The 14,398-nt window shown below is 63.3% G+C and carries 13 protein-coding genes and 1 riboswitch; of the genes, 7 read left to right on the top strand and 6 right to left on the bottom strand.

Annotated elements, in window-relative coordinates; translation table 11 throughout:
• The first annotated feature begins 16 nt into the window (after positions 1 to 16).
• The 4 genes from RM190_RS10150 to RM190_RS10165 all read left to right on the top strand — a co-directional run bounded on the left by RM190_RS10150 (position 17) and on the right by RM190_RS10165 (position 3,564).
• The gene (locus tag RM190_RS10150) at positions 17 to 562 is read left to right on the top strand and encodes a cysteine hydrolase family protein (protein ID WP_311759317.1); all 546 of its coding nucleotides are present in this window, start codon (positions 17 to 19) and stop codon (positions 560 to 562) included.
• A 79-nt stretch (positions 563 to 641) separates the two neighbouring features.
• Positions 642 to 1,826: an MFS transporter gene (locus RM190_RS10155; protein WP_311759318.1), complete on the top strand. Its 1,185-nt coding sequence runs from the start codon at positions 642 to 644 to the stop codon at positions 1,824 to 1,826.
• Between the two features lie 189 nt (positions 1,827 to 2,015).
• Positions 2,016 to 2,588 carry a TetR/AcrR family transcriptional regulator gene (locus RM190_RS10160; RefSeq protein ID WP_311759319.1) on the top strand — a complete coding sequence of 191 codons (573 nt, stop codon included), beginning with the start codon at positions 2,016 to 2,018 and terminating at the stop codon, positions 2,586 to 2,588.
• Positions 2,581 to 3,564 carry an NAD-dependent epimerase/dehydratase family protein gene (locus RM190_RS10165; protein WP_311759320.1) on the top strand — a complete coding sequence of 328 codons (984 nt, stop codon included), beginning with the start codon at positions 2,581 to 2,583 and terminating at the stop codon, positions 3,562 to 3,564. Before RM190_RS10160 ends, RM190_RS10165 begins: the two co-directional genes overlap by 8 nt.
• A 283-nt stretch (positions 3,565 to 3,847) precedes the next feature.
• On the opposite strand, the gene RM190_RS10170 is transcribed toward RM190_RS10165, so the two are convergent.
• Positions 3,848 to 4,990: a Hint domain-containing protein gene (locus tag RM190_RS10170; protein ID WP_311759321.1), complete on the bottom strand. Its 1,143-nt coding sequence runs from the start codon at positions 4,988 to 4,990 to the stop codon at positions 3,848 to 3,850.
• 431 nt (positions 4,991 to 5,421) lie between these two features.
• Between RM190_RS10170 and RM190_RS10175 the strand changes: the two genes are divergently transcribed.
• Positions 5,422 to 6,462, top strand: a complete 1,041-nt coding sequence (locus RM190_RS10175; protein WP_311759322.1) for a hypothetical protein — start codon at positions 5,422 to 5,424, stop codon at positions 6,460 to 6,462.
• 249 nt (positions 6,463 to 6,711) lie between these two features.
• Here RM190_RS10175 and RM190_RS10180 read toward each other — a convergent pair whose 3' ends face one another.
• On the bottom strand, positions 6,712 to 7,824 hold the full coding sequence (locus RM190_RS10180) for an NAD(P)/FAD-dependent oxidoreductase (protein ID WP_311759323.1): 1,113 nt from the start codon (positions 7,822 to 7,824) through the stop codon (positions 6,712 to 6,714).
• Positions 7,825 to 8,232: 408 nt separating this feature from the next.
• Positions 8,233 to 8,379, top strand: a riboswitch (FMN riboswitch).
• 74 nt (positions 8,380 to 8,453) lie between these two features.
• Here RM190_RS10180 and RM190_RS10185 point away from each other — a divergent pair.
• Entirely contained in the window at positions 8,454 to 8,933 is a 480-nt protein-coding gene (locus RM190_RS10185) for a 6,7-dimethyl-8-ribityllumazine synthase (protein WP_311759324.1), read from the top strand.
• Between the two features lie 180 nt (positions 8,934 to 9,113).
• Positions 9,114 to 9,425 carry a hypothetical protein gene (locus RM190_RS10190; protein WP_311759325.1) on the top strand — a complete coding sequence of 104 codons (312 nt, stop codon included), beginning with the start codon at positions 9,114 to 9,116 and terminating at the stop codon, positions 9,423 to 9,425.
• Between the two features lie 73 nt (positions 9,426 to 9,498).
• On the opposite strand, the gene RM190_RS10195 is transcribed toward RM190_RS10190, so the two are convergent.
• The 4 genes from RM190_RS10195 to RM190_RS10210 are packed head-to-tail and all read right to left on the bottom strand — an operon-like array spanning position 9,499 to position 14,356.
• Positions 9,499 to 10,530, bottom strand: coding sequence for an MBL fold metallo-hydrolase (locus RM190_RS10195; protein WP_311759326.1), 1,032 nt, complete (start codon positions 10,528 to 10,530; stop codon positions 9,499 to 9,501).
• The gene (locus tag RM190_RS10200) at positions 10,518 to 12,245 is read right to left on the bottom strand and encodes an ABC transporter permease (protein WP_311759327.1); all 1,728 of its coding nucleotides are present in this window, start codon (positions 12,243 to 12,245) and stop codon (positions 10,518 to 10,520) included. Before RM190_RS10200 ends, RM190_RS10195 begins: the two co-directional genes overlap by 13 nt.
• Positions 12,246 to 12,251: 6 nt before the next feature.
• Positions 12,252 to 13,220: an ABC transporter substrate-binding protein gene (locus RM190_RS10205; protein WP_311759328.1), complete on the bottom strand. Its 969-nt coding sequence runs from the start codon at positions 13,218 to 13,220 to the stop codon at positions 12,252 to 12,254.
• Positions 13,211 to 14,356: an ABC transporter ATP-binding protein gene (locus tag RM190_RS10210; RefSeq protein WP_311759329.1), complete on the bottom strand. Its 1,146-nt coding sequence runs from the start codon at positions 14,354 to 14,356 to the stop codon at positions 13,211 to 13,213. The genes RM190_RS10205 and RM190_RS10210 overlap by 10 nt, the downstream gene beginning before the upstream one ends.
• Between the last annotated feature and the right edge of the window lie 42 nt (positions 14,357 to 14,398).

Raw genomic sequence — 14,398 nt, forward strand, 5'->3', positions numbered from 1 at the left:
TTGAAAGGAAGATAACATGACCAAAACAGCAGTCATCGTCGTGGACCTGCAACAGGACTACCTGACCTCCGGCCGCTTTGCACTGGAGGGTATCGACCAGGCAGTCGCCAATGCCCGCACTGTCATCGATGCTGCGCGCGACGCAGGTGTCGCGGTGTTCAACATCCGCCACGAGAATCCGGTCGGCGCACCCTTCTTCGAACCGGATACTGATGGCGCCCGGTTCATCCCCGAGGTGGCACCGAAAACGGGCGAGGCCGTGATAACCAAGAACTTCCCTAACTCCTTCCGTGAGACGGGGCTGAAGGCGGGGCTGGAAGAAGAGGGCGTCACCGATGTCGTCATCGTCGGCGCGATGAGTCACATGTGCATCGACGCGACGACCCGTGCTGCGGCCGACCATGGCTATCGTGTCACGGTCGTGGCGGACGCCTGCGCCACGCGGGACTCTGAGTTCGATGGACGTCTCGTGCCAGCGGCCGACGTGCACGCAGCCTTCATGTCGGCACTGGCCTTCGCCTATGCCGAAGTGAAGAAGACCGCCGAGGTCCACTTCGACTGATCAAATGAAGCGGGCGGCCCGGTCCAAAACCAAGCCGCCCGCTTCGGGCAAATCACTCATATCGGATACGAGGCATCCCGTGGAAACCTTGCCCACGCGCAATCTTGCTGTCCTGGTTGCCGCACAGTCCCTTGGCGGTGCCAGCGCGCCGATCGTTATCTCGCTGGGCGGGCTGGTCGGGCAGCAGCTGTCCAGCAATCCGGCGCTGGCCACGTTTCCGGTCAGCATGTTCAACCTCGGACTGGCCCTCGGCACGCTTCCGGCCGCTGCGATCATGCGGCGTTTTGGGCGGCGCAACGGCTATCTGCTTGGGGCGGCGATCGGAGTCGTCTCGGGGCTGATCGCCGCCGCTGGGATCTGGATCGGGGCGTTCGCAGTGTTCTGTTTCGGCACGTTCGCCGCTGGGCTATACGCATCTTATGTCCAAACCTACCGCTTCGCCGCAGCTGACGGATGTGAGCCCGCCAAGCGCGGCCGTGCGATTTCGTGGGTTATGGTCGGGGGACTTTGCGCCGCCGTAATTGGACCGCAGCTCGTGATCCTGACGCGCGATTCGGTGCCGGGCATCGCCTATGCAGGCAGTTTCCTTAGCCAGGCCGCGCTGGCGATGCTTGCCTTGCCGGTGCTTGCCATGCTTCATGCCCCGCGCGCTCCAACGGCTCACGCAGCCAAAGGCGGGCGCAGCGCAATGCAGCTTCTCTCGTCACCCGTGTTTCTTCTTGCCGTGATGGCCGGTGTCGTATCCTACGGGCTTATGGCGTTTGTGATGACCGCAGCGCCGATGGCAATGGTCGGGCATGGCCATTCGGTCGATCACGCGGCCCATGGCATCCAGTGGCATGTGCTTGCGATGTTCGCGCCAAGCATCGTCACAGGCAGATTGATCGCCCGTTTCGGCATGGAACGCGTCACCGCGTTCGGCCTTGTCATCATCGGTCTTTCCGGGGCCGTGGCACTTGCGGGGCTGGGCGTGACACATTTCTATGTCTCGCTGATCCTGCTGGGGCTTGGCTGGAACTTTGGGTTCATCGGCGCGACGGCGATGGTGGCCGATGCCCATACCGAAGCCGAGCGCGGCACAGCGCAGGGGTTGAACGATTTCATCGTGTTCGGCACCGTGGCCGTGGGTTCATTCTTTTCTGGGGCTCTGCTGCAGACAGCGGGCTGGGAGCAAATCAACCTGCTGATCTTCCCCGCAATTGCGCTTGCCCTTGCACCCCTGATCTGGCGGATGGCCCACGAAAAGGGTGTGTCGGCAATCTAGCCCCACGATGTCGAGGTTGCTCGGAAAATTGCTGCTCCGAGCGCTGAGAGTTCAAGCCGACTTCGCCCGATTGCGGAACTTACGCTTCTTCTTGTGCAGGATGCCTGGGTCTGAACGACTGCTGGATGTGCTTGACGGCACATATGCACCCGTTTATTTCCAACCGGTCGGAAATAAACGGGTGCATCCATGGCAAGACCCCGCAAACATGATCAGAACGAAATTCTTGATGCCGTGGAGCGGGTGGTGGCCCGCGACGGAATCCTGAACGTCGAGGCTGTCGCAAAAGAGGCGGGCGTATCCAAGGCCACCGTGCTTTATAAACACCCCAGTAAGCGCGATCTGATTGCGGCGTTGGTCTTGCGCACGATCAAGGCGGACAATGCCTTCAACCAGCAATGTGCCGAATACTTCGCGGCTGAACCCGATGCCCCACTGCGCGGGCGTATCGAGGCGGCGCGCCGTAGCCCTCCGGTTCAAGGCGGCAACCCTGCGGTGCTGAGCCTTGTCGCGGCTCTCATGCAGGACAGCGCCATGCGCGAAATCTTCCGCGACAATCAAAACAGTATCGGGCAAGAGCTTTTGGCGACTGCCAGCGTACCGCGTGCCGCCCGTATTGCGTGGCTTGCACTGGAGGGGCTGAAATTTCAGGAGCACATGGAACTGCATGATTGGACTGAGGCCGAGCGCACCGAAATTCTGCAAGACATCGAAGCTCTTGCCCTGACCGGCATTGTCAAACCCGGCGGCCAAGATGACTGATCGCACCATCTTCATTACCGGCGCCAACGGCTATGTCGGACGCAACCTCATCCGTCATTACATCTGCGCTGGCCGACCCGTCATTGGAATGGTCCGCAGCCAACCAGCAGCAGAGCGTGTTGCCGCCCTTGGCGCAAGACCCGTGATCGGCGACATGTTGACCAGCGACCTGACGCCTTTGATGCAAGGCGCAGATAACCTGATCCATGCGGCCGCAAATCTTGACCACGGTGCGGGTCGGGCTGCGCTTGCTGCGAACCGTGACGGCACGGCCCGCGTCATGACGGCGGCACAGCAAGCCGGGATCGGCGCAGTCGTCCATATCAGTACGGATTCCGTGCTTCAGGCTGGAATGCCGCTTCGGGACGTCGATGAAACGACGCCGTATCCGGCCCGTCCGGCAGGAGCCTATTCGTCCGGCAAGGCCGAGGCCGAACGCATCGCATTACAGGCCGCCCAAACGATGCGGGTGATGATCCTGCGCCCGCGCATGGTCTGGGGGCGCGATGACGGCACCGCGCTGCCAACGCTTGCGACGATGGTGCGAAATGGGCGCTTTGCCTGGATTTCGAACGGCAGTTATTTATCTTCGACGACGCATATCGCCAATCTCTGCCACGCGGTCGATCTGGCGCTGGAACGAGGCCAAACTGGCAGGATTTATCATATCACGGACGGCCCGGCCCGACCGTTCCGTGATATCGTTACTGACCTCATGGCAACCCAAGACCTGAGCGTGCCCGAGAAATCCGTCCCTCGGGGGATCTTGCGCCTGATCGCAAGGTTCGGTGACGTCCTCCACAGGTTCAGCGGGGGCCGCCTGCGCGGACCGCTAAGCTTCCAAGAATTTGCCACGAGCGCTTTGGAAATCTCGCTGAACACTGCCAGAGCGCAGCGTGAACTTGGGTTCGCGCCGGTCATATCGTGGGAAGCAGGGCTGGAAGAGTTGCGCCTGGGCAGTTGGAGCAGCCCCTGATTCCTGAAGGGTCTGAAGGTTCATGTGCAGACCTTTCCACCGCAGTGGAGAATAGCGATGTCGTCCGCATCGGTACCCTGACGGCGGAGTCTGCGCTGCGATGTTTTTCGAACGGATGTTCCGGGAACGCCGCCGCGCGGCATTGGCAGGATGCGACCGTCAGGTAGGGGCCGGGCCTTCCCATCTTCGGTCAGTGCCGCCGACCTCCTCCAAGCCTACCAATTGCTTGTTCTGCAGCATCTCCCTCAGAACCCATTGCGGACGGTCGTGCTTGGCGTCGGATTCATTCGTGGTGCAAGGGGTGAGTGTTCTCAAGCATCCGTTCCGGAATATCGCACCGAGGTTGCGGAACCACGGGAAGGCGTCCGCTCGCGATCGCCCGCTTCACGAACTGAACTGTCCTGAATGGCAGGGCCGGATCACCATAAGGCTGTGCCGGATCGTCGGCAAACCCACCACTCACCGACAGGACAACGTTCCTGTCGCGCGCAGGCAGTTGTTCCAGCATCCAGCGGCCGGGCCAGAACGTTTCCGCAGCCAGTCCTTCTGCCCGGATGATCGCATGCGAAGCCGTGAGCAGCGTCACATAGCGAAGGCGCGCCACGCCCCGGACGTTCCGAACGCCCGGCAACGCGAGCAGGGACTTTGCCGGTGCCAGCAGCGGTCCCTCTCCAAGATCGATAACGATGCGATGCTGGCGCGACAGCACTAAATCACGCGTCGGCAGGCCAGGTCCCAGCGCCCCGGCCGCGATCACGATCGGTCGCCTGGGATCGTCCCGACCAAGGAATTCGATCAGGCGCTGACCAATCCATCTTATCGCAGTTGCTCCGGTCGCGGTGCTGATCAGGTCCCCTACCCTCAGCGTTTCGACCGCGCGCTGACCGTCGGGAGTATCGACCAGCGTACCCTCGGCAAAGCAAGGAAACCTGGGCGAGACATCCGCGAAATCCAACCGTCCGTCGTTATCGCCAATGGCCGCATTGCCGATATCGCTTTCTGGAAAGGTGTATTCGATAAAGGTGGGCGGCCCGCTCTGAATGTTCGCGCTGCTGTTCAGGTCAAGGATGAAGCCATTGTAGGCATGCGTTACATCTGGAATATTAAGGCTGATCTCGAATCCGCCGGGAAAGAGAAATGTATACTCATCTCCCGACGCAAGATTATTGAAAACATCATGGCGCGGAACGGCCTGTTGAAGCAATACCGCGCCACTATCGTCAGTGATGGTGACAAATTGGCCGTTGGCGAAATGTTCCTCTCCGTCCGAGACCTGGGTGACGGTAACGGTGTAGATCTCGTCTGCACCGCCCACGGGGGCCACATCAAAAGCCGTTAGCTGAGTTTCTTGTCCGTTTCCGGACCACCTCACTGAGGTAAATCCCAGAAGTTGATCGCCTCGAATGGTCAGGGTTACAGTGGGCATCGGCGGTTCACCTAATCTCTAGGTTAACAACTGTAATTCCGGGCATGGTAGATCCCGTATATTGATTCCCACAAGAGGGAGCGGATTAAAGGTGGTGTATTATAAAACCGATACGGCGGGGTATTCCTCTACCTGTCGGAGAGATTCATATTTTAATTGAAATCCCAGATTGTTTGTTGGCCAGCAGCGACAAGGGAGGATCAATTTTGGGCACTGGCCTGCTTCCGCTGTGTTGTGGCCTCATTCGCAACTGCTTTACCGCGGGTCTGTCGCGGATCATGCCGCCGCAGGACTTGGATTGCGGATGCTGGCAGAAATGCACAGAAGGCCACGTGTGACTTCTCGCCAGAGGGTGTTGACCCAGGCGCGAAAACTACAGGATGTCGGCGCAGCGCGATCGTGAGTGGAGTTATTTGCATGGATGCGTTCGTATGAGCGACCCCAGCCTGCCCCCGCTTGACCAGGATGAGCAGATCCTGCTGACGGGCCGCGCCAGCTTCAGAGCTGGCGAGGTTCGCAGGATTTTTCTCGTCTTTACCGTGCTTTGGCCAGTGTTTTTTATTGTGATGACCGAGACCTTGAGGATTCGTGGAGGATACCTGCCGCCGTTGGCAACAGCGATAGTGACCGGCATCCTGTTGCTGTTCGCGTTTATGATCCTGACGCCTGCCGTCTGGCTAATGAATCGAGGGCGGATCTGGGCCGTCACAAACCAGCGTATTATCGACAATAAAGGTCTGGTCCTCGCGGTCTCGCGCATTGGCAGGATTGAGCGCAATGGCGTGATACGCAGCGACGGCATCCCTCCCTTTGCTCTGTCAGGCGCGGACCCCGCGAGATTGCGCGAAGTCCTGCAGCCCTTTCTGGCGAAAGGCCGAGAGCAATTCGCATCGGTCCTGCCATCGGGTATTCCTGACGGTCTGCCGCATCCTTCTGCGTCGCGCCACGCGTCCTTCTGGTCGTCAGAACTGCAACCTGGTGAAATCCTGCTGTGGGCAGGCCGCTCTGGTCGATTTTGGCCGATCCTTCGTGTCGCATTTTTGCTTACGATCGTGGCGGCCAGTCTTTTTGTGCCGTCCCAGACAATGGTGGCAATTGTTCTGCTGATCTTCTCGATTGCGGTATCGATTAGCATTGCACGCCCCCCGCGGTTTGCGATCACCGATCGCCGCGTCTTGGTCACAGCGCTGCGCCTGCAGCGCATCTCGCGCATCGGAACCAGCGCAAGGCAACTGCCGATGTCGGGGGCCAGCTTCATCGTCGATTGGACGAGCGTGTCGATTTCCGAAGCCAGTCGCGGCGCGGCCACTCGATTTGTCGTAATGAAAGAATTGTCGCGCGCCGACGCAAAGGCCGTGGAGCGGGTATTGTTCGCACTCATCCCGCGTCACGCGGCACAGGCCTATCATCCACCACCGCTGCCAATATCTGCGGACGCCTTTTCAACGCAGAAGCAGATCGGTCGCCTCTGATCGAATAAGTTTTAATGTCCGCATAGGTACTGGCCTCAATCCGGTCTGCGGCAAGAAGGCGGATACGATCGGTAAGGTCGATGTTCAGAGCCCAAAGCTGCCAGTCGTCATGGTAGCTGCCGCTTAAAGCGCTGCCGCTGCGCGTGAACGCGTCACAGGCCATGGCCGAGGCAGGCCTTGCACGCCGCTGGCGGCAGTTGAGCTAAGTCGGGGCGCGACCGGGTATCGCAGGGACCAGGGACTGGCGCGTCAGCGCAGCGCCCCTTGCAGCCTTGCCGCGACCAGATCCCCCAGAAAAAGCGACGAGGTAAGGCCGGGGCTTTCGATGCCGAACAGGTTCACCAGCCCCGGCACGCCGTGGATCTCGGGCCCCTGCACCACAAAATCCTGCGCGGGTGCCCCCTGTGGGACGATCTTGGGGCGGATGCCGGTATAGCCGGGTGCCAGCGCGCCATCGACCAGGTCGGGCCAATAGCGGCGAATGGCGTGGTAGAACCCCTCCTCGCGCCCCGGATCAAAGCTGTAATCCGGGCTGTCGACCCAGCTGACATCGGGGCCGAATTTTGCCTGCCCGCCCAGATCCAGCGTCAGGTGCACGCCAAGGCCGCCGGGCACCGGCACGGGATAGATCAGCCGCGAAAACGGCGACCGTCCCCGCAAAAGGAAGTAATGACCCTTGGCGAAAAACGCGCGCGGCACATGCGCGGGATCCAAGCCCGCGAACGCGCCTGCCAGTTGGGGCGCGAAAAGTCCCGCGGCATTGACGACGGAACGCGCCCTCAGCGTCACCGGATCGACCCCCATGACATCCAGCTCGATCCCCGCCGCGTTGATCCGACCGGATCTGACCGGACTCTGAAAGGAAAAAAGCGCACCATGCGCCTCGGCATCGCCTTGCAGCGCCAGCATCAACCCGTGACTGTCGATTATTCCCGTCTCTGGCGAAAGCAGCCCCGCGACGCAATCCAGCGCAGGCTCCATCACCCGCAAGTCACGTGCCGCAAGCAAGCGGATGTTCTCGACGCCATTTGCTTCGGCCCGGGCATGGATGGCGGCAAGTTGCTCCGCCTCTGCCGCATCCGTGGCCACGATGATCTTGCCGCAGCGCCGGACATCGACCCCCTGGTCTTCGCAATAATCGTAAAGGCTGCGCCGACCGGCGACACATGCCCGAGCCATCAGGCTGTCACGGGGATAGTAGATGCCCGCGTGGATGACTTCGCTGTTGCGTGAGGAGGTTCCGGTTCCGATGGTTTCCGCTGTCTCCAGCACAAGCACCTCGCGGCCGGCCATGGCAAGCGCGCGGGCCGCGGCCAGTCCGACGACACCTGCACCGATCACCACGCAATCGACATCTTCCATGATTGCCCCTGAAGCATCGCCCACGTTCATGAACCAGTCAGAATCCGTATTTTTCCGGCGACCACAACTCCCCGTCCTGATCGCGCTTGGGCTGTGTGTCATGGTCTCGCCTCGCGCACATTAGACGCTCCGCCCCTGCCCCGGTCTCGCGCACCGACAGGCCGAAGGCTTGGTGGCTTTTTGCCACTCGGCCGCGGATGTCTCTATCCACATTTCCTGGGGATAAATCAGTGTATAGACCTATCCGAACGCCTGCATTGCAGCGCCCCCACGGGCCTGCCTAAATATCGGGCATATCGCGCGATGACGGCCCGGTGCTCAGGAACATCCCACCCGCATCAAGGCGGGGCCATTGAACGCGGTGGGCTGCAAAAGCGGTTGCAGCGGCGCGAAAAAGTCTCAAACTGGGCCAGTTCTCAGGGCGGGGCGGAAATCCCCACCGGCGGTAAGCAGGACGTTCTGCAAGCCCGCGAGCGCCTTCCGGTTCCGGAAGGGTCAGCAGATCAGGTGCGATTCCTGGGCCGACGGTCATAGTCCGGATGAAAGAGAACATGTTCGCAGCCCCTTTCCGGGGCTGGGAGTGTGTGATCGCCTTGGGTGACGTGTCAGGCAGACCAAGGAGTGACCACATGACACAGACCCCCAGCGCTTGGGCGCCCAGCAGCCCGGTTCTCAATCCCGCAATCCGTTTCGCCTTCATCAAGGCCAACTGGCATTCCGATGTCGTTGATCAGGCCTTGAAAGGCTTTCTGGAGATCATCCCCGAAGCACATGTCGACGTCTTTGACGTCCCCGGCGCGTTCGAGATGCCCCTTGTCGCCAAGAAGCTGGCGGGCTCGGGTCGTTATGCCGCGGTGGCGGCGGCGGCGCTGGTCGTGGACGGCGGCATCTATCGTCACGACTTCGTGGCGCAGGCTGTGGTCAGCGGTCTGATGCAGGCCGGGATGGAGACCGGGGTGCCGGTCCTGTCGGTGTCCCTGACCCCTCATCACTATCAGGAAGGTGGGGACCATCACCGCCGCATCTTCGCCGAACATTTCGTCGGCAAGGGCCGCGAGGCAGGCGAGGCCGCCCTGAGCATCTGGCAACTCCATTCGGAACTGGCCTGATATCTCACACTGTGGACGGCCCCGCCGTCCACAGATGCCGCCCTTTTCGTGACGGGCGCGGACGGCCGCCGGGTTTGGTCCCGGCTGTTTTGCAAGCGCGCCCGGGGCGTGCAGGTGTACACTGGCAGCGGATCAAGATCGTGGAGGTGGCTCATGCCCCGGTTCCTTGCTGTCTACACCATGAAACCCGAAGACTTTGCCCGTTTTCGAAGCCTGCCCAAGTCCGAGCAGGATGCCATCGATGCGGTGGGCGTCAAGGAATGGGCCGCCTGGGAAGAAAGGAACGCCGCGGCCATCCTCGACCGTGGCGGCATGGTGGGCAAGACCACGCGCATCACCAAAGACGGGGTCACCGATGCGGCGAACCCGTTCTGCGGCTATCTTGTGATCGAGGCCGAGACCGCCAAGGCCGCGGCGCTGCTGTTCCGGGACCATCCCCATATCACCGTTTTTCCCGGCGACGGCGTGGACATCATGCCCTTCGTGACCTGACCCTTGTGCGGGGCGGCATCCCATGACCGCGCCGGGTCCGATTTCGGACGACCGACATCAGCCGGGACAAGGTTCAGGAGTTTTCCCGACCCGTTCCCCAGACGCCGGCCAGTGCTTGCGCGAGGTCAGGGGCGTCGTCCAATGCGCCGAAGGCGGGGACTAGATGCCTTGCGCGCGTGATCCCGGCCAGCCAGATCTGGTCACGGGCGCGGGGATGCACGTTCCAGTTTCGCCGGGTGGCGCGGCCATCGGCGATCAGCCCCGCCGCCGCGCTGCCGGGGGCGACATGGCCGGTCAGGACGAAGCGCCATCCGCGTGCATCGGCAATCAGGCATGACATCAGATCGCCCGGCCGTTCGGTATCGGCGACGATGATGACATCGCCGTCGCGCGCCTCGGATGGGGTCGCGATCACGCGCAGGGCGGGCAATGCGCCCTGCATTTCGACCCGGATCTGCGGACAGACCACGGGCGACAGCCCAAGGGCGGACAGGTGTCGCGCCATATCCGCGCCGCGTCCAAGGATCGGCACGGGCAGCACCGTGCTGGGCGTGATGCTGTCCGCCAGCGCCTGCACCTGTTCGGCCAAGGGCTGATCCCTGTCTCCATAGGAAAGATCGGTGATGACCAGATCCGCCGGTGGAGGGGGATCAAGGGGCAGGATCTCGGATTCCCGGCTCCAGTCCCCCATGTAAAGCGCCCCACCCTCTTGCGGCAGATGCAGCCACAAGCCGCCCAGGGCATGCCCGTCGCGTCCGACCGTGACAGGCAGGTCAAGCAGTCGCGCCGGGCCCCGAGCCGGCAAGTCGTGGCAGGCTTGGGGCGGCAGATGCAGGCCCAGCAGCGGCAGGGCGTCAAAGGTCGCGCGGGTCGCAAAGACCGGCGGGCGACCCAGACCTGGCCAAAGGTCGATGGCCCCGACATGATCGATATGCGCGTGCGACAGAAAGATGGCGTCGATCGGGCCGATACCCTCCAGGTCCGGGCGCTGGCCCGGCCGCGGCCCCTCGCCCAGATCCAGCAACAGCCGCCGCCCCGCGATCTCAAGCAGGAAGGCGGCGGGGGCTTTCCCGCCAAGGCCACTGAATGCCGTCAGAATTGCCATGGCAGAACGCCCTTCGGCAGAAAACGGGACAGGATCGTCGATAGCAGCATCAGCACCAGCACGCCAAGGATCATCAGGCAGCCGACAGCGGCAGCAAGGGTCGAGGCCCCGCCTTCCTCAAGGAAGATGATCATCGGCCCTATGGTGCGCGTCCCCGAGGAGATCAGCAGGATCGAGGTCTGGATCTCGTTGATCGCGGTCATGAAGACGATCACGGCGGCGGCGATTGCCGTGGGCGCGATCAGCGGCCAGATCACATCGCGCATCCGGCGCAGGAAACCCGCACCCGCGACGCGCGCAGCCTCTTCCAGCGCGCGGTCGATCTGGGCGTAGCCGGACAGAACCGGGCGCAGGGCCAGTGCGAAAAACCCTGCGACATAGGCCGCCAGGATGATCCAGGGCGTGCCATAGATCGACAGGCCGATCCCCGGCAAGGGGCGCAGGAACAGCAGGATCATGGCGACGCCAAGCGTGATGCCCGGCAGCGCATAGGCGGCTTCGGACCCGAAATGCAAAAGCCGCACCAATGGCCCGCGCCGCCATGTCAGGAAATAGCCAAGGAAGACCGAGGCCAGCATCAGGAAACCCACCGTCGCCAGCGTCAGCCACAACGAGGTGACGAAGGCGTCCCGCAGCGAGACCTGCTGGAACAGCGCCGAGACATAGTTTTTCCAGGTGATGGTCTCTGCCGTCAGCGGCAAGCCGTAGGCAGTGACCAGCGAGGTCTGCAGCAGCGCCGAAAACGGCAGCAGCAGCGACAGGATCAGATAGGCCCACAGCATCGCGGCGACCGGAATTCCGGCCCGACCCAGGGGCAGCATCAAGGGGCGACTGCCCAGATCGACGCGGGTATCGTTGCGCTCGCCCATGCGGGCGGTCAGCAGGACGCCCGCCACGGTCAATGCGGTCAGGACCAGCGACAGCGCCGCCATGTTCGGCAGGGCGCTTGGGCCCAGCCCGTTGATCTGCTGATAGATCTGGGTGATCAGCGTCGGCACGCGGGCCGGAATGCCCAGCATGGCCTGAATGCCGAAATTCCCGATGGCCGAGACAAAGGCAAGGCTGGCCGCAGCCACCATGCCGCCGCGCGCCAAGGGCAGGATGACCGTCAGCAGCACCCGGACCGGACCGGCCCCGGCGGCCCGCGCCGCCTCGGCCAGATCCTGCGGGATGCGGCGCAGGCTGGCCTGCAGCGCCAGATAGACCAGCGGCGCGTTATAGATGCCCAGCAGCAGGATGATCCCGGCCCGCGAGTACAAGGGATGCCGCGTGCCCGCCTCCATCGACAGGCCAAGAAGGCCCAGGACCGGGCTCGTGGGCGAAAAGGCCTGGATCCAGGCCATGGCCGTCACCTGCGGAGGGATCATCAGGGGCAGCACAAAGGCAAAGACCAGCGCCGATTTTCCCTTCAGGTCGGTCTGCACCATGATGACCGCGAAAATCGCGCCGACCAGCAGGGATACCAGCGTCGAGGCCAGCGATATCTGGATGGTGTTCCAGATCGCGGCCCCGGTCTGCGGCCGCGAGAACAGCTTTGCCAGCCGCTCGGCCGCGAACACCCCGTCGTCAAGCAGGGCGGCCTGAGCCAGCCGCAGCATCGGCGCGACCGAAACCGATAGGATCAGCACCGCCAGCAGCGCCAGCGCGACCCCTTCCGAGGTCAGGCGGAAAAGGGGCGCGCGCGGCGCCCCCTTGCGGTGCCAGATGGCGGTCATTCCGGATCAGCCGCCGAAGATTTCGGTGAACCTTGCGCGGGCCTCGCTGTCCTCGGCGACGGCGCGATCGGCATCCAGCGGCAGCAGCTTGATTTCGGCCAGCGCGGGCATCCCCTCGGGCGAGGCAACCCGCGGATCGATCGGCATGTAACCCTGTTCGGCGGCCAGTTTCTGGCCGTCCTCGGACAGGACGAAGCTGACGAAGGTCTGTGCCGCCTCGACCTGATTGGTGCCGGCGATGATCGCCACCGGCTCGGTGAAGAAGGTGGCGCCTTCGGTCGGATAGACGAACTCCACCGGCGAGCCTGCCTTCTTGGCGCGCAGCACATCGGCGTCGATGTTGACGCCATATTTCATCTGCCCCCCGGCCACCGCCTTCAGCACCGGGCCGTTGCCGCCCTCGGGGACCACGCCAAGCGCGTTCAGGCGCTCGTAATAGCCCCAGCCCTGGCTGGCATCCTGCAGCAGGGAATGCATGTGAACCAGCGCCGCGCCGGAATAAAGCGGGCTTGGGGCCACGATCTGACCGGCATTGGCATCCTGGAACAGGTCGCCCCAGCCGGTGACAGGGGCGGCGATCTGGGTGTTGTAGACGATCCCGGTGGACGAGATCTTGGTGCCGAAGAAGGTCTTGTCGGCGTCGTACATCAGCGGGTCGATGTCCTTGACCGGGGCGTCGGGCCAGGGCAGCAGCAGGCCCTGTTGCTTCAGCGTGCCCAGGTTGATGCTGTCAGCGACCAGCAGCACATCGGCCTTGATGCCGCCGGCCTGCTGCTCGGCGGTCAGGATGTTCATCAGCTGCGACGTGCCGTTGCGCATCCATTCCACGGTGATGTCGGGATGCTTGGCCATGAAGGCGTCGACGGTCTGCTGCGCGATCTCGGGCGATTGCGAGGTGTAAAGCGTCAGCGTGGTCTGCGCCGAGACCGCGGTCGCGGAAAGCATCAAGGCAAGGGCAGTGACAGTCAGGCGCATTGGAATTGCTCCGTAAGATGCGATGAGAACGAAGGGCCCGGCACCGTGCCGGGGGCATGGTTGCCGGAATGCGGAATGGTCCAGAGGTCGCGGAACACCAGATTAAGGATCGCGCCCGGCTCGGGGGCGGCGTCCGTATCGGGCAGCATCATCGGCAGGCGCAGGCCGGGATCCGCCTCGGGGCGCAGGTCATAGGACCAGCCGCCACCGCGATAGGTCCGGGCAGTGACACGGGCGGGGATGCCGGCCTCGCCCGGACGGGCGGGCAGGATATCGACCGGATGGGTCGAGGCCACCGCGAGCGGCCGGGCGATCTCTCCGGCATGGCAGCGCAGCCGGACGCGCGCGCCCAGCAGGTCCGCCGTCGCAAGGCCGTTCCCCATCGGGCGCAAGCCCTCGACCGGCAGCACCAGCCCGTCCCCGATGAACCCCGCGACCGTGGCGTCGGCAGGTTCGCGGTAAAGTTGCCGGGGGCTGGCGCATTGCAGCAGGCGGCCTTTGTCCATCACGGCGATGCGGTCGGCAAGCGCCATCGCCTCGGACTGGTCATGGGTGACATAGACCAGCGTCGCGCCGCTTTCCCGGTGAAAGCGGCGAAACTCCTCCTCCATGGCGGCGCGCAGATGTACGTCCAGATTTGCCAGCGGCTCGTCCAGCAGCACCAGATTGGATCCTGCGGCCAGACAGCGCGCCAACGCGACCCGCTGGCGCTGCCCGCCCGACAGGTCCGCCGGGCGACGCTCGGCAAAAGGCGTCAGATTGACGGTGTCGAGCGCGCGCGCCACGCGGGCCTCGCGCTCAAGCCGCGGCAGGCGCGCCACCTTCAGCGCATAGCCGACATTCCCTGCCACGGACATGTGCGGCCACAGCGCGTAATTCTGGAACACGATGCCGATCCCGCGCCCTTCGGGCGGCACCATGACCTTGCCGCCAGCGACCTGCCGGTCGCCAAGGCTGATGCTGCCTTCATCGGGGCGGTCAAATCCCGCAACCAACCGCAGAAGCGTGGTCTTGCCACAGCCCGAAGGGCCAAGCACCGCCACGAACTCGCCCGCCGCGATGTCAAGGTCGATGCCGGACAGAACCCTGGTCTCGCCATAGCTCCTGCCGATGTTCGACAGCCGCAAACCCGTCATGCCGCGCTGCCCCTTTCCTGCCATTGCGGCGCGACAGATGCA

This window comes from Paracoccus broussonetiae (assembly GCF_031854425.1).
In the GTDB taxonomy this organism is placed as follows: Bacteria; Pseudomonadota; Alphaproteobacteria; order Rhodobacterales; family Rhodobacteraceae; genus Paracoccus; species Paracoccus broussonetiae.

Bases quoted from the DNA above. Each gene is read 5' to 3' on its own strand.
- RM190_RS10150 (WP_311759317.1), top strand. From the start codon at position 17: ATGACCAAAACAGCAGTCATCGTCGTGGACCTGCAACAGGACTACCTG.
- RM190_RS10160 (WP_311759319.1), top strand. From the start codon at position 2,016: ATGGCAAGACCCCGCAAACATGATCAGAACGAAATTCTTGATGCCGTG.
- RM190_RS10165 (WP_311759320.1), top strand. From the start codon at position 2,581: ATGACTGATCGCACCATCTTCATTACCGGCGCCAACGGCTATGTCGGA.
- RM190_RS10170 (WP_311759321.1), bottom strand. From the start codon at position 4,990: ATGCCCACTGTAACCCTGACCATTCGAGGCGATCAACTTCTGGGATTT.
- RM190_RS10175 (WP_311759322.1), top strand. From the start codon at position 5,422: ATGAGCGACCCCAGCCTGCCCCCGCTTGACCAGGATGAGCAGATCCTG.
- RM190_RS10180 (WP_311759323.1), bottom strand. From the start codon at position 7,824: ATGGAAGATGTCGATTGCGTGGTGATCGGTGCAGGTGTCGTCGGACTG.
- RM190_RS10185 (WP_311759324.1), top strand. From the start codon at position 8,454: ATGACACAGACCCCCAGCGCTTGGGCGCCCAGCAGCCCGGTTCTCAAT.
- RM190_RS10190 (WP_311759325.1), top strand. From the start codon at position 9,114: ATGAAACCCGAAGACTTTGCCCGTTTTCGAAGCCTGCCCAAGTCCGAG.
- RM190_RS10195 (WP_311759326.1), bottom strand. From the start codon at position 10,530: ATGGCAATTCTGACGGCATTCAGTGGCCTTGGCGGGAAAGCCCCCGCC.
- RM190_RS10200 (WP_311759327.1), bottom strand. From the start codon at position 12,245: ATGACCGCCATCTGGCACCGCAAGGGGGCGCCGCGCGCGCCCCTTTTC.
- RM190_RS10205 (WP_311759328.1), bottom strand. From the start codon at position 13,220: ATGCGCCTGACTGTCACTGCCCTTGCCTTGATGCTTTCCGCGACCGCG.
- RM190_RS10210 (WP_311759329.1), bottom strand. From the start codon at position 14,356: ATGACGGGTTTGCGGCTGTCGAACATCGGCAGGAGCTATGGCGAGACC.